At 32.5% G+C, this 14807-nt stretch carries 14 protein-coding genes; all 14 read right to left on the reverse strand.

Translation table 11 applies throughout. From position 1 onward, the window contains the following. Positions 1-81: 81 nt before the first annotated feature. The gene (locus WH52_RS04200) at positions 82-777 is read right to left on the reverse strand and encodes an ABC transporter ATP-binding protein (RefSeq protein ID WP_086029677.1); all 696 of its coding nucleotides are present in this window, start codon (positions 775-777) and stop codon (positions 82-84) included. Between the two features lie 16 nt (positions 778-793). After that, the gene (locus WH52_RS04205) at positions 794-2260 is read right to left on the reverse strand and encodes a DUF5687 family protein (RefSeq protein ID WP_086029678.1); all 1467 of its coding nucleotides are present in this window, start codon (positions 2258-2260) and stop codon (positions 794-796) included. Positions 2261-2368: 108 nt separating this feature from the next. Beyond that, complete coding sequence (locus tag WH52_RS04210; protein WP_086029679.1) at positions 2369-2866, reverse strand: DUF1761 domain-containing protein; 498 nt, start codon at positions 2864-2866, stop codon at positions 2369-2371. An 89-nt stretch (positions 2867-2955) separates the two neighbouring features. Further along, on the reverse strand, positions 2956-3948 hold the full coding sequence (locus WH52_RS04215; RefSeq protein WP_086029680.1) for a DUF4837 family protein: 993 nt from the start codon (positions 3946-3948) through the stop codon (positions 2956-2958). A 4-nt stretch (positions 3949-3952) separates the two neighbouring features. Next, on the reverse strand, positions 3953-5467 hold the full coding sequence (locus WH52_RS04220) for a lytic transglycosylase domain-containing protein (RefSeq protein ID WP_086029681.1): 1515 nt from the start codon (positions 5465-5467) through the stop codon (positions 3953-3955). A gap of 94 nt (positions 5468-5561) precedes the next feature. Next, positions 5562-6323 (reverse strand): exodeoxyribonuclease III, encoded by a 762-nt coding sequence (locus WH52_RS04225; protein WP_086029682.1) that lies wholly within the window; start codon positions 6321-6323, stop codon positions 5562-5564. Beyond that, complete coding sequence (locus tag WH52_RS14860) at positions 6304-6525, reverse strand: hypothetical protein (protein ID WP_233131513.1); 222 nt, start codon at positions 6523-6525, stop codon at positions 6304-6306. The genes WH52_RS04225 and WH52_RS14860 overlap by 20 nt, the downstream gene beginning before the upstream one ends. A 4-nt stretch (positions 6526-6529) precedes the next feature. Then, positions 6530-7186: a CoA transferase subunit B gene (locus WH52_RS04230; protein ID WP_086029683.1), complete on the reverse strand. Its 657-nt coding sequence runs from the start codon at positions 7184-7186 to the stop codon at positions 6530-6532. A 3-nt stretch (positions 7187-7189) separates the two neighbouring features. Continuing rightward, complete coding sequence (locus WH52_RS04235; RefSeq protein WP_086029684.1) at positions 7190-7891, reverse strand: CoA transferase subunit A; 702 nt, start codon at positions 7889-7891, stop codon at positions 7190-7192. A gap of 100 nt (positions 7892-7991) precedes the next feature. Beyond that, positions 7992-10289, reverse strand: coding sequence for a penicillin-binding protein 1A (locus WH52_RS04240; protein ID WP_086029685.1), 2298 nt, complete (start codon positions 10287-10289; stop codon positions 7992-7994). Continuing rightward, on the reverse strand, positions 10289-10804 hold the full coding sequence (locus WH52_RS04245; RefSeq protein WP_086029686.1) for a gliding motility lipoprotein GldH: 516 nt from the start codon (positions 10802-10804) through the stop codon (positions 10289-10291). Before WH52_RS04245 ends, WH52_RS04240 begins: the two co-directional genes overlap by 1 nt. Further along, entirely contained in the window at positions 10764-12224 is a 1461-nt protein-coding gene (locus WH52_RS04250; protein ID WP_086029687.1) for a PSP1 domain-containing protein, read from the reverse strand. The genes WH52_RS04245 and WH52_RS04250 overlap by 41 nt, the downstream gene beginning before the upstream one ends. Positions 12225-12414: 190 nt before the next feature. Further along, a complete protein-coding gene (locus WH52_RS04255; RefSeq protein ID WP_086029688.1) occupies positions 12415-13257 on the reverse strand; it encodes an alpha/beta hydrolase family protein in 843 nt (280 codons plus the stop codon). A gap of 66 nt (positions 13258-13323) precedes the next feature. Next, positions 13324-14667 carry an NADP-specific glutamate dehydrogenase gene (gene gdhA / locus WH52_RS04260; RefSeq protein ID WP_086029689.1) on the reverse strand — a complete coding sequence of 448 codons (1344 nt, stop codon included), beginning with the start codon at positions 14665-14667 and terminating at the stop codon, positions 13324-13326. Between the last annotated feature and the right edge of the window lie 140 nt (positions 14668-14807).

Here is a 14807-nt window from a genome sequence, read left to right on the forward strand (position 1 = left end):
TTTACAACAACTTTAATGGATTGTTATTGTACGTAAAAGCGTAAAAATAGTAATAAAAAGCTAATTTTAAAGGATTTCTTTTTAAGCAGAAAAATAGCTTTCTAATTCTTGTAATGTTTCTGGTGATGTTTCAATATCTTTTACTACATCTCCTTTATCTAAAACCACAATTCGTTCGCACACTTCGGTTACATGACTTAAGTCGTGACTCGAAACTAAAACTGTAATATCTCTATCTTCAGTAAGTTTTTTTATGATATTTTTTAAACGAATTTGTGTTGTAGGATCTAAATTAGCAAAGGGTTCATCTAAAATTACTACCTGAGGATTTCCCATCATAGCAGCAACAATACCGGCCTTTTTTTGGTTACCCTTACTTAAATCGCGTAAATACTTTTTCTTTCCTAAAATTTCTCCATTAAAAAACTCTTCAAATTGATTTAAGAATGTTTTTATATCTTCTTTGTTCATCCCTCTTAAATCTCCTATAAATTCAAAATATTCTTGAGGAGTTAAGTATCCAATTAAAAAGCTTTCGTCAATAAACGAGCCTGTAAAGTTTTTCCAATCTTCACTTGTGTTTACTTGAACATCGTGATTGTTAATTTTTCCGCTAGTTGGACGAATTAAATCTAATAATAAATTGAATAATGTTGTTTTTCCTGCTCCATTATTTCCAACCAATCCGAAAGATTGACCTCTTGGTATTTCTAATTCCTCAATATTTAAAACTTGAGTAGAACCGTATTTTTTTGTGATGTTATTTATTGTAATCATTGTGTCTTTGGTTTAGTTAATCTTTTTGTTTAAATCCGTGGATTGTAGCGTATTTCTTTTTTTGGTACATTCCTTCAATAAAGTTCATTATAGGTTTCTTTAACAAGAAAGAAATTACTCCAATTACAGCTATAGCAATTACTGCTGCATTGAATCCGAAAACCTTATTAATGATAGCATAAACAATTATTGGCATTATCATTACAGGAATAATAACAATAAACTGTGCTGCACTTGTTCCTTGTGTGTTCCCAAATCCGCTTGCGCTTAAATCGATTCTCTTCTTATTAAATGCTCCCATAAACAACATTATCAATGGTGTAAATCCTAAGTTGAAAAAGAACCCTGCGACAATTAATAAATATTTTTGAATACCAAAATAAATATATGGTGTACATAAAACGAATAAAACTGTAGTCATTACTGTCATTAAATACCATTTACTTTCTAAGAATTTACGGTAAGAAAAATTTTGACTCATAAACATTCTATAATGTTCACTATCCCAAGCTGGAATGAATTGCCCATAATTTAATGCAAAACCTCCCGTCATAAATATACATGCATATAATTGCATTACTTCTGAGTCTTTATAGGTTTCCATAGTAAAGAACATTAACCCGAAAAGTAAAAAGACAAAAGACATTAAAAACACTGTTTTAGTTCTTTTATTCCTCCAAATTAAACGCATATCATTTTTGATAAAAGGAGCTACATCTCCTAATTTATTTACAAATGACAAGTCTGAAGTTTTCACTTCTTTTTCTTCGGTTTGTACTGCCTTATCTAAATAAATAATCTTAGACAATTCTCTAAAATTCATGTAGTATAATACTCCAGCTAACACCATACCTACAACAGCTAAAACAGGGGTTTCATATATCGCATAAAAGATATTCCCAAACACTGAGGTAACATCAAATAATTGATATTTAAAAGAAAACCATAAAGCAGCAAGTACTACTAGTAAAATTCCAAAAGCAACATTGTTTTTGTTGATTAAAAAATTGATAAAGTTTAGACATAGTGCCAACATAAATATAAAAAAAGTCCACCCTAAAACACCAGCAACATTATATCCGTTTGCAATTAAAACTACTGCAAAAGGCACATACAATACTAATGAACTTACGTTAAAAAAAGAGAAAATTGATTTTGTTAATACATAGTTTACCAACTTACTTTTTTTAATGGGTAAGATTAACATTGGCTTGATACTCATTACTGGAATTTTCTGCATTAAATAGCGAAAAATTAAATCTACTATTATTAGGAAAATTAAGAATTGATTTACCAGCACAAATGGGTCAGTCTCTGGAAATTGTTTTTTTAAAAATGGATATGCAAAAACTCCTATAGATAAAAAGCTTACTAAAAGATATATCGCAAAAAACGCCATAATTATCTTAAGTGCTAAACTTTTCCCAAAGGATGCCGAACGAAAAAACTCTTTCCATTCTAATTTTAAAAAGCGTATAATCATTTGATTAATTAATTGGTTGATGCTTATAAGTAGCCAAAATTTATTTTTGTTACATAAAAAAAGCATCAATCTAAAAATTGATGCTTCTATATTTTCATTTAAATATAATTATGCCCATTTACAAAGTATGCCTCCCATTAAAGCTAACGTTACTACCCAATAACCAACATTCATAGCTATATATTTAAAACTTCTTCTTTCAAACAACGATTTAATTGTAATTACAGAACCTACAAATAACAACCCTAAAATTGTACCATGTAAAGCTCCATGACCAAAGGTTCTAAAACGGTCTCCGTAGTTTGTCATAAAATCTTGAAAATATACTGCTACATCACCAGTTCCTTCAGCAAAACCTGGTTCATTAATTAATGTAGAGAATGCTCCCCACTGATGAATTACCAATGTTTGTAACACAAATGCAATTAAAAAACTACATACATAAGACAAACCGAAAATAAGTGCCATATTAGCTCCTTTCATACTTTCTTCTGTAAAGCCCATTTCTTTCATCCAAGCTTTTCCAAAAAGTGGCCCGTACCAAATAGATCCCATAATCATTGGTACTAAAGCAGCTACAGCGCACATTAAAAAATTAAATTTCATAAGGTTATAAAGTTTTGGTTTATAACCAAATATAACAAAAAAAGCTTCAAACAAAATTTGAAGCTTTTTCTTAAAAGTTAAAAGTGCTTTTATTTAATTTTCATTGATTTAGCAATTGCTTCTAATTCAAAAACAAAATCTCTTTTATTTACAGATGGTGCGTAGGTAAACCCTTCGAAAACGATAAGTCTATTATTTTTCTTATCAACTATAGTATAATTTAGGAATGGTCCTGCCATAAAATCGTTTTTCACTTCCCACTTACCTCTAGTTTCATACGCTTTTTTTCCATCTAATTCCGTTTCGAATGTAAACGGTGTATAGGCTTGCTCAGTAATCATATACATTCCTTCTTTACTTCCAGGAATATACTTTTTACCAATAGTATCTCTTACCGCAGTAATATTATCAGCAACTTTAGTTTCGTCTTCTAAAGGAACGCTATAAATTAAAATATTATTTGTTCCATCCCCTCTTGCAATTCCACTTTTTAAATGTTGACGTAACCATAAGAAATCTCCCGTGTCATCAACCAACTTAAAACGTTTTGGAATGTCAATAGAAATCCCTAAGTTTTTAAGTGTTTTAAAATTTGAATCTGCTAAACGCTCTTTTTTAAAAAGACTTTGAAGAAATTTTATGTCTGCATTTTGAAATGTATGCATCATATCCTTTCCTTTTGTTTTGATTAAGTTAATTAATCCTTCATCGTCTTTTGCTGTAGCATATACCAATATTTGAGGTGCAGAATATTTATTTTTCTTAACAACTACTCCTTCTTTTTCTCCTTTTTGAACCAATAAAATCGCTCTTGTTTCTCTCACAAAAGATTTAAAACCAGAAGGATCTATTTGACTTACCGACAACAAGGTTTCTGGTTGTGGCAACCCTACTTGATGCTCTCCAAAAACAGTTCGAATTTCGTCTCCTACTTTTCCTTCCCAATCTAGGGTATTCATTACCACTAAAATTTTATTTACGGTTCCTACCGATCTTGGTAAAATAACCTCAGCTTTTTTACCTCCTTCTTTACAAGAAACTAAAACAGCTAGTAGTAGCATTAGTGAAAGTATTTTCTTCATAGTATTAGTTTTTAAAAATTTTAAGTTTCATTTGTGGTTTTAAGCTTTTTACACTCCAAATATTATTCCACTTTTTAATTTGCTCTATACTTACTGATGGAAATTTCTTTGCGATCTCCCATAACGAATCTCCTTCTTTAACTACATACACCTCGTACTTGCCTGACTTCAGCTTTTCTGAGTTTTTCTTTCTTGCTTTTGGTATTGCAATTTTCTTAGGATAAATACTTAATCGTTGTCCAATTTTTAAACGGTGATTCCTTAAACCATTCCATCGTTTAATATCACTTACGCGAACTCCAAATTTACTAGCTATCTTTCCTAAATAATCTCCACTCTTTACTCGATAACGAATACGTTTATCCATTTCGAAATATTTAGGCAATGGCTTTTCTCTCTTAGCTTCATCTTCTGCTGCTAACGTATAAATTTCTTGCTCTTTATCTAAGAAATCTACCATTTTTACACGAGGTAATCGCACACTATATTTCCTATTTTCAACAAATGGAATAATATCTAATTTATAGGCTGGATTTAAAAAAGAAATCAACTCTGTATCAATTCCTGTTTTTTCAGAAATTTGATCAAAACTCACCGTTCTTTTAACACGAACTGTATCAGTTTCAAAATTGAATATTTTAGGAGTTGTCGGATATAAATCATGCTCTTCTGCATATTCAAAAATATACATCGTTGCATAAAATGCTGGAACATATCCTGCTGTTTCTCTTGGTAAAAACGGACGAATATTCCAGTAATTACGATAGCCTCCTGAACGCTTTATTGCTTTTGAAACATTTCCTGGTCCTGAGTTATATGCCGCTAGAGCTAAATCCCAATCACCAAAAATCTTGTATAATTGACTTAAATATTTACACGCAGCAACTGTTGCTTTTACTGGATCTTGACGCTCATCTACATAAGAACTAACTTTTAAATCGAACTGCCTTCCTGTTCCGTACATAAACTGCCATAATCCTGTTGCTCCTACTCTAGATCTTGCATCTGGTCGTAAAGCAGATTCTACGATTGCCAAATATTTCATCTCTAAAGGAATATTGAACTGATCTAAATACTGCTCGAACATTGGAAAGTAATACTTAGCTCTTCCCATTAATTTCGGATAATATTTCGTTCTGTATTTTAAATATCCGTTAATTACTTTTTCTAAGGCAGGATTATACGCTAAATGAAAAGGAGTTCTCTCGTCAATAGATGCTAAACGTTTTTTTAAAATTTCAGTAGGAATTTTGGTATAAACACCTTTACCAAACTGAATATCTTTATCGTTAATTACATAACGAATACTATCAAATAAAGAGGAACTAAATTGCTCTTCTATTAACAAGCTATCTATCTTCTTTAAATCTGCATCGCTGTACAATTCAACTGTTTGTGGTTTTTCAATTGAATCTTTGGCAACGAATATAGAATCGACTTGTACTTTAAGACTATCTATGGGTTGTTGCGCAAAAATAGTTGCAGCTAAAAATAATAGTAGTAAAAAAGTTTTCTTCATTGTATACTTTTAGTGTTAATGACCTTTATTATTTCACTATCAAAGTCAATTATTATTTATCGCATTGCGATTAAAAAGTATGGTTTGGTTAATTTTACATATCTAATTCCACCACTATTGGGCAATGGTCTGAGTGCTTTGCTTCAGGTAAAATATAAGCCCTCGAAATTTTATCTTTTAACGGTTCTGTAACCATCGCATAATCTAAACGCCAACCTTTATTATTAGCTCTTGCATTTGCACGATAGCTCCACCAAGAGTATTCTTGCCTATCTGGATTTTTAAAACGGAAGCTATCTATAAATCCACTGTCGATAAATTTACCTAACCACTCACGTTCTTCTGGTAAAAAACCAGAAACTCCTTTCATTTTTGGATTATGAATATCTATTTCTTCATGACAAATATTATAGTCTCCACAAATCACTAAATTCGGAATGGTTTTTCTTAATTCAGTAGCATACTCTAAGATTTCATCCATATAATTGAATTTAAAATCTAAACGAGCCTGATTTGTTCCTGATGGTAAATACATACTCATTACCGAAACCTCATCAAAATCTACTCGAAGATTTCTTCCTTCAAAATCCATAGATTCGATTCCAGTTCCATACTCAACATGATTTGGTTCTTTTTTACAGAAAATAGCTACCGAAGAATAGCCTTTCTTTTCAGCAGAAAACCAATAATGGTAGGGATAACCCGCATTTTCAAATTCAGTTACATCTAATTGCTCTTTATGAGCTTTAGTTTCTTGAATACAAATTACATCTGGATTTGCAGCTTGAAGCCAATCAATAAACCCTTTTTTTAATGCAGCACGTATTCCATTTACGTTATATGAGATTATTTTCATTTCTAATTTCGTTCCAATTTATCTCTTCAGATATTTGTTTACAGTAATAGCATCCACTCTTATTCCCATCAATATTATACCATTTGTGAGCAGCACCAACAGAAAAACAATCAATTCCTTTCTCTCCAATTCCTAAATTTATCAAGAACCACGGTAATCTTTGCCTAAGCCAAAGTCTTATATAATATGGATGGTTTTTCAATGAATTAAATATCCATTTCTGGAATTACTCCATTAACCACTAAATCTCCTTCAGTAGCTGCTTGAATTTCTTCAACAGAAACTCCTGGAGCTCTTTCTAGTAAATGAAATGCATTATCTTTAATTTCTAACACTGCTAAATTGGTAACAATTTTAGTTACACAACCAACCCCTGTTAACGGTAAAGAACATTTTTTTAACAACTTAGACTCACCTCGTTTGTTGGTGTGCATCATTGCTACAATAATATTGTCAGCAGATGCTACTAAATCCATAGCTCCTCCCATACCTTTTACCATTTTTCCTGGGATTTTCCAGTTAGCGATATCTCCGTTTTGAGCAACTTCCATTGCTCCTAAAACTGTTAATTGAACATGTTGCCCACGAATCATTGAAAAACTTGTTGCAGAATCAAAAATAGATCCTCCATCTAAAACAGTAACGGTTTGCTTTCCTGCGTTGATTAAATCAGCATCTTCTGTTCCTTCAACTGGGAAAGGCCCCATCCCTAATAATCCGTTTTCTGATTGAAATTCAACTTCAATTCCTTCAGGTATATAATTGGCAACCAATGTCGGTATTCCAATACCTAAATTAACATACCATTTATCTTGTAATTCTTGTGCTATTCTTTGCGCTATTTCTTGTTTACTTAATGCCATGACTTACGATTTAGGAGTTACAGTTCGTTGCTCAATTCTCTTTTCATATTTCTCTCCTTGAAAAATACGTTGCACAAAAATTCCTGGGATATGAATTTGATTCGGGTCTAATTCTCCAGCAGGAACTAATTCTTCTACCTCAGCAACTGTAATCTTAGATGCTCCACACATATTTGGATTAAAATTACGGGCAGTTCCTTTAAAAATTAAATTACCCGCAGTATCTCCTTTCCATGCTTTTACAAACGAATAGTCTGATTTAAAAGCTGGTTCTAACACATACATTTTACCGTCGAACTCACGCGTTTCTTTTCCTTCAGCTACTTCTGTTCCGTAACCAGCAGGCGTATAAAACGCAGGAAAACCTGCTTGTGCAGCTCTACATTTTTCAGCCAAAGTTCCTTGTGGAGTAAGTTCTACTTCTAACTCGCCAGATAACATTTGACGTTCGAATTCATCATTCTCTCCTACGTAAGAAGAAATCATTTTTTTGATTTGTTTATTCTGTAATAATAATCCTAAACCAAAATCGTCTACACCTGCGTTGTTTGAAATACAGGTAACATCTTTTATTCCTAATCGTACCAATTCTGCAATTGCATTTTCCGGAATTCCGCAAAGACCAAAACCACCTAACATAAAGGTCATTCCGTCTTTAACACCAGAAACTGCTTCTTGTACGTTATTAACTTTTTTATTTATCATTGTTTAGTTGTTTGTTATGTTCTCGATACTAATTTATTCGTTCCTCATGAATTCATTCGAACTGACAGCCTTAGAGTTCGTTCTTTAATTCAAGGTAATATTAAAAATCGGTATCGTCTTCTTCCTCTTCTTTCTTTTCAACGTCTCCTTCTACCTTTTTAATTTCTTCACAATCAATTTTTATTGATAGTTCTCCAGAAGGTTTTTCAAAATCTTCTTTACTTATGTTTAAGGTTTTGTCTTCATAGCATTGTTTCATATACAATCCCCAAGTTGGTAAAGACATAGTAGCTCCTTGCCCATAACCAATTCCTTTAAAATGTGTTGCTCTATCTTCTCCACCTGTCCAAACTCCAGTTACTAAATTAGGAACAATTCCCATAAACCAACCATCTGATTGATTTTGAGTTGTTCCTGTTTTTCCTGCTATAGGATTGGTAAATCCGTATGGAAACCCAGTTGATATTTTAGAATGAGTAGTCCATTTTGAACGTAACCTAACTCCAGAACCAGATTGAGTAACTCCTTTCATTAGATCTAAAATCACATACGCTGATTCTTCACTTAATACCTCTTTAGTCTCTGGTACAAATTCTTCTAAAACGGTTCCGTTTTTATCTTCAATACGAGTAATCATCATAGGGCTTACACGTAAACCTTTATTTGCAAAAGTTGAATAAGCGCTTACCATTTCGATTAATGATAAATCTATTGACCCTAATGCTATTGAAGGATTTGCTTCTATTTTAGATTTTATACCTGCTGACTCTGCTAAACGTGCAACATTTATTGGTGAAACCTTGTCAATTAATTGAGCAGTTACAACGTTGGTAGATTTTGCTAAAGCATCCTTTAATGTTAATTCTCCACCATAATCATTGGTTGCATTTTTAGGTGTCCAATCTTCTGGCATTCCATATTTTTCCTTCGGAATTGTATATTTTACATTTGGCAACTTATCGCAAGGAGACATTTTTAGCTGATTGATAGCTGTTGCATATACAAATGGTTTAAATGTAGAACCTACTTGACGTTTTTGTTTTTGAACTGCATCGTACTTAAAATACTTATGATTAATACCACCAACCCACGCTTTAATATGACCTGTTTGCGGTTCTATTGAGGTTAAACCAGAACGTAAAAAATGTTTATAGTATATAATTGAATCGTAAGGAGTCATAACTGTATCTCGTTCTCCTTTCCAAGAAAAAACACGCATATCAGTTTCTGTATTGAAATTCTTTTCAATTTCTTTTTCAGACTTACCTGCAGCTTTTAAACGCTTGTATCTATCAGAATTTTGTTTTGCTCTTCTAATTATTCGAGAAATATCACTCTTTTCAATATCGTAAAAAGGAGCTGTTCTATTCTTCTTTTGTTCTTTATCGAAGAAAGATTGTAAGTTAGCCATATGAGCAGTTAATGCGTTTTCTGCATACTGTTGCATACGAGAATCAATAGTTGTATACACTTTTAATCCATCTCTATAAATATCGTATTTCTCTCCATTAGGTTTACTATTGTTTTTAGCCCATGTTTTAAGCTCTTGTTTTAGGTGTTCTCTAAAATATGTTGCTAAACCATCACTATGACTTTCTGGTGTAAACTTATATTTTAATGGTAACTTTTGTAGTGAGTCTTTTTCTTGCTGAGTAATCACTCCATTTTTTGCCATTTGAGCAAACACCACATTTCTTCTTTGTAACGATTTCTTTTTAGATACTTTTCTATGTGGATTGTACTGCCTTGGATTTTTAAGCATCGCCACTAAAATAGCCGATTCTTGTAAATCTAAATCCTTAGGCTCTTTACCGAAATAAATTCTTGCTGCAGAACGAATACCTGTTGCATTAAATAAAAAACCTTGTGTATTTAAATACATGGTCATTATTTCTTCTTTGGTATATTGACGCTCTAACTTTACAGCAACAACCCATTCTTTTAATTTTTGAGAAAGTCTTTTTAAAAGACTGCTTGCTCCTCCTTTATTAAATAGGTTTTTTGCTAACTGTTGTGTAATAGTACTTGCTCCTCCTTTTCTACCTAAGTTTGCAAAAGCTCTAGCAGTTCCTCTAAAATCGATACCAGAATGCTCATAAAAACGTTCATCTTCGGTAGCAACTAATGCCTTTACCAAATTAGGTGATAAGTCTTTATATTGAATTGGCGTTCGATTCGCTTTTATATAATATTTTCCTAAAGTTTTTCCATCTGCAGAAATTACTTCGGTAGCTAAATCACTTTGAGGGTTTTCTAACTGTTCAAAGGTTGGAAGCTCTCCAAAAGCTCCCCAAGAAGCTAATAAAAATAGGAAAGCAACAAATGAGAACCCTCCTAAGAAAATTCCCCAAAACCATTTAAGGTATTTTGTAAAACTTGTGGTTGTTTTCTCTGTCATTATTGTATTTTTTCAATTCTAAGACCAACATCAGTAATTCCATCTAAAGTTTCTACACCATTCACATCACCATTTTTTCTCATAGCTTGACGAATTTTGAAACTATAATCTCCTGAAGTTGGAAATAATATATGTTCTTTATAAAATAATTTATTCTCTTTTATATCTGTAAATCCCGTTCCTAAAAACTTTCCTGTTACATCTGCCATGTCGTACTCTAATGTATCGATGACTTTATTTCCGTCAGGAAACTTCATTTCTGTTATTACAAATAAATTGCTGAAAGGATAGCTTTTATTATTTCTAAGATTTATAAATACGTTTTTTCTTTGCACCGTATCGGTAATCGAAAAAGTAAACGCTACTTCGTTTTCTTTATGCCAAGTACTGTTGGGTATTGTTTTATACTCGTCGTACTCTCGTTTTTTGTCACAAGACAAAAAATTTAAGGTTACTAAAACAACAGATAAGATACTACTTAGTTTCTTTAGTATTTCCGTCTTTGTTTCCGGCATTCTTTGGCGTATTTTTTCTTCGATTGTTATTGTTTCTTCTCTTATTATTCTGAGGCTTTCTCTTATTTGGAGATTGTTGGTTTTCTCCTGTTGGTTTCGCCTCTGTTTTTTTCTTTTGATTTCTTGGTTTTTGAGCTTGTTTCAGCTGGTTTTGATTTGGTTTCTTTCTTCTAGAATCTTGCCTTTTAGCATCTAGTTTATTCCCTCCTGCATTTTTAGCTCCTGCTTTTTGAGGCGACTTCTTTTTATCTCGGGACTCCGTTTTCTTGTTATTAGAAGTATTTCGTTTAGGTCTTCTTCTATTTTTTCTTGGTTTTTTAGGAGCATCAAAACGTGTTAAACTATCTTGACCAACTACATTCTCAAAATCAATTTTTGGTTCTTCAGCTATTTCTGCCTCATAATCTTCTAACGGAGAAGACACTTCGTTATTTTCATTCAATTCAATTATTTCTTGAACTTGATCTAGCGACAGTTTGTACCACTTAAAACTTTCTTCTTTATAGGTATACCAAAGTAGTTTTTTAAAGATGTCCATTTTAACAAAAACAGCATCTCCTTTTTCAGTTTTAAGAACTAAATCTTGCTTAGGAAAAGATTCTAAAGCATCTAAATAACTATCTAACTCAAAATTTAAACAACATTTTAACTTACCACATTGTCCTGCTAACTTTAATGGATTTAGTGATAATTGCTGATAACGAGCTGCCGCAGTATTTACTTTTCTAAAATCTGTTAACCAAGTAGAACAACATAATTCTCTACCACAAGAACCGACACCTCCTAAACGAGCTGCTTCTTGACGCATACCCACTTGGCGCATTTCTACTCTAATTGAAAAAGCTCCTGCTAAATCGCGAATTAACTGACGAAAATCTACACGTTCATCTGCAGTATAATAAAATGTTGCTTTGGTTCCGTCACCTTGAAATTCAACATCAGAAAGCTTCATTTTTAATCCAAGCTTACTAATAATTTCTCGTCCTTTACGTTGAGTTTCTAGTTCACGATCTCTGGCAGTTTGCCAAACATCAATATCTTTCTGAGTAGCTTTTCTGTAGATTTTCTTTACGTTGTCACTATCTTCAGTAACCTTACGTTTTTTCATTTGAACTTTTACCAATTCTCCTGCCAAGGAAACAATACCAATATCGTGACCCGAAGATCCTTCAACAGCAACTACGTCTCCCATAGACACTGTAATGTTTTGAGAATTTCGATAAAAGTGTTTTCTTCCGTTCTTAAAACGAACTTCAAAAATATTATATGGAGCTTCACCGGAAGGTAAAGTCATATTCGATAACCAATCAAAAACAGCTAATTTATTTCCGCTACCACAAGTACCTGTTGCACAATTTCCATTGCTTTTACAGCCTTTTGGCACGCCGTCCTTGTTAGTTGAGCAACTGCTACAACTCATAATTTTTAAATATATCTTTATAAAACACTTCTTAAATCTGATTTTTAATCAGTATCAAAAAGTATTTTGTTATTGATTTTTAGCTAGATAACACTTCTTAAATGAAGTAGTTATTAATGAGTAAAGATACAGATTCTGTTGGAAAGTGAAAATGCAATTTTTTGTTAATGACTCTTTCTCTTTAATTCTACTACTTTTTAACAAAAGTAACACACAATTTTATAGTCTCTTCTAATTCTTTAGGCATTGTATTTTCTTTCCAAGGATGCTTCGCATTAAACACATGATTTGCATCTTTAACAACGTTAAAAACACTCCCAGGATTCCACTCGTGTTGTAATTCTCCTTCTCTGATTAAAACCGAAGTATCATTATCTCCATGAATAATTAAATGCGGTATTGTAAGTTCTTTAACTGCTCTTTTTATATTTAAACGGACTTCGTTTTCTTTAAAATTCTCATAAAACTGATAAAAGTGTGGCATTTGTTGTTTTGTTCTACCATTCAAAACATATTTTACGCCATCTTTTTTCCATTGTTCAAGTTCACCAATTGTAGCTGTTCTTTTTCCTAAATCACAAACTCCTGCTAAACTTATTACAGATTTTACTCTTTTATCTTCGGATGCTTTTATGGTTACAATTCCACCACCTCTACTATGTCCAATCAACGTAATATTATTAACATCAGCTTCAATAGTTCTTTGCTCTTTATTACAAACCCAATCGATAACTGTTTCTAAATCGTCTAATTCTTTGGTGTAATTATTATTTCCGAAAGCTTCTAAATCGGGAAAATCAATAGGTTGCTCAACAGTTCCTCCATTATAAGAAAAGTTAAACTTCACAAAGTAAAAACCTGCATTCGCATAAGCTTCAGCCATTAAGTTCCATGCTCCCCAATCTTTAAACCCTTTATAACCATGGCAAAAAATAACCACAGGCTTTGGTTGATGAGTTTCTTTGTAAAAAACATCAACTAAAATTGGTTTATCGTGTTTTCCTTCTAAAATATGATTAAGTATTTTCTTCATTTGATAAAAATAAAAAAGCGCATCAAAATATTTTGATGCGCTCTTAAAATTTATTTTAAGTGTAAATTATACCACACCTTGTGCTAACATTGCATCTGCAACTTTTACAAATCCTGCAATATTTGCCCCTCTTACATAGTCGATAGAACCATCATCGTTACTACCGTACTCTTTACAAGAAGCATGAATATCTTTCATAATTTGCATTAACTTAGCATCTACTTCTTCTCTTGTCCAGTTATAACGTAACGAGTTTTGAGACATTTCTAAACCAGATACTGCCACACCTCCTGCGTTAGAAGCTTTTCCTGGAGCAAATAATATTTTAGCTCTGTGGAATTCTTCAATTGCTTCTGGTGTAGAAGGCATATTTGCTCCTTCACTTACACAAACACATCCGTTAGCTACTAATGTTTTAGCAGCATCACCATCTAATTCGTTTTGCGTAGCACACGGTAATGCGATATCACATTTAACTCCCCAAGGCTTTTCTCCTTTAAAGAATTTAGCAGATGGATATTTCTCTACGTACTCATTAATACGACCACGCTTTACATTTTTAAGCTCCATTACGAAAGCTAACTTCTCTGCATCAATTCCTTCTTCATCATAAATATATCCCGAAGAATCTGACAACGTTACTACTTTAGCTCCTAATTGAGTAGCTTTTTCACAAGCAAACTGAGCTACATTTCCTGAACCAGAAATAGTTACTACTTTACCATTGAAAGACTCTCCTTGAGTTTCTAACATATTTTGCGCAAAGTATACGTTACCATATCCTGTAGCTTCAGGGCGAATTAAAGAACCTCCCCAAGAAGCTCCTTTACCAGTTAAAACTCCAGTAAACTCATTTTTAAGCTTCTTGTACATTCCGAACATGTATCCTATTTCTCTTCCTCCTACACCAATATCTCCTGCAGGAACATCTGTATTAGGACCAATATGACGGAATAATTCACTCATAAACGCGTGACAAAAACGCATAATTTCATTATCTGATTTTCCTTTAGGATCGAAATCAGAACCTCCTTTACCACCTCCCATAGGAAGTGTAGTTAATGAGTTTTTAAATACTTGCTCAAATCCTAAGAATTTTAAGATTGATAAGTTTACAGATGGGTGAAAACGTAAACCTCCTTTGTAAGGTCCAATTGCAGAGTTCATCTCAACTCTATAACCTCTGTTTACTTGAATCTCTCCACTATCATCAACCCAATTAACTCTAAATGAAATTACTCTCTCTGGCTCAACCATTCTTAATAAAATGTTCTTACCATTATATATTTCTTTAGAAGTAATGTAAGGAATTACTGTTTCCGCTACTTCTTGTACTGCTTGTAAAAATTCTGGTTCATGTTGGTTACGTTCTTTAACCAAATCCATAAACGCCTGTATTTTAGATTCCATAATTTAGTTGTTCTTTAATTACGATATTTACAATTTTGTCCTGCAAATATAGTTAATTTACAATTCGTTAAATTTTATTTTATCGTTTATTTTCCCTATTTCTACAACGTTTTCGCAAACAGTTTAAAAACCACGTTTTT

This window comes from Tenacibaculum holothuriorum (assembly GCF_002120225.1).
Lineage (GTDB): Bacteria > Bacteroidota > Bacteroidia > Flavobacteriales > Flavobacteriaceae > Polaribacter > Polaribacter holothuriorum.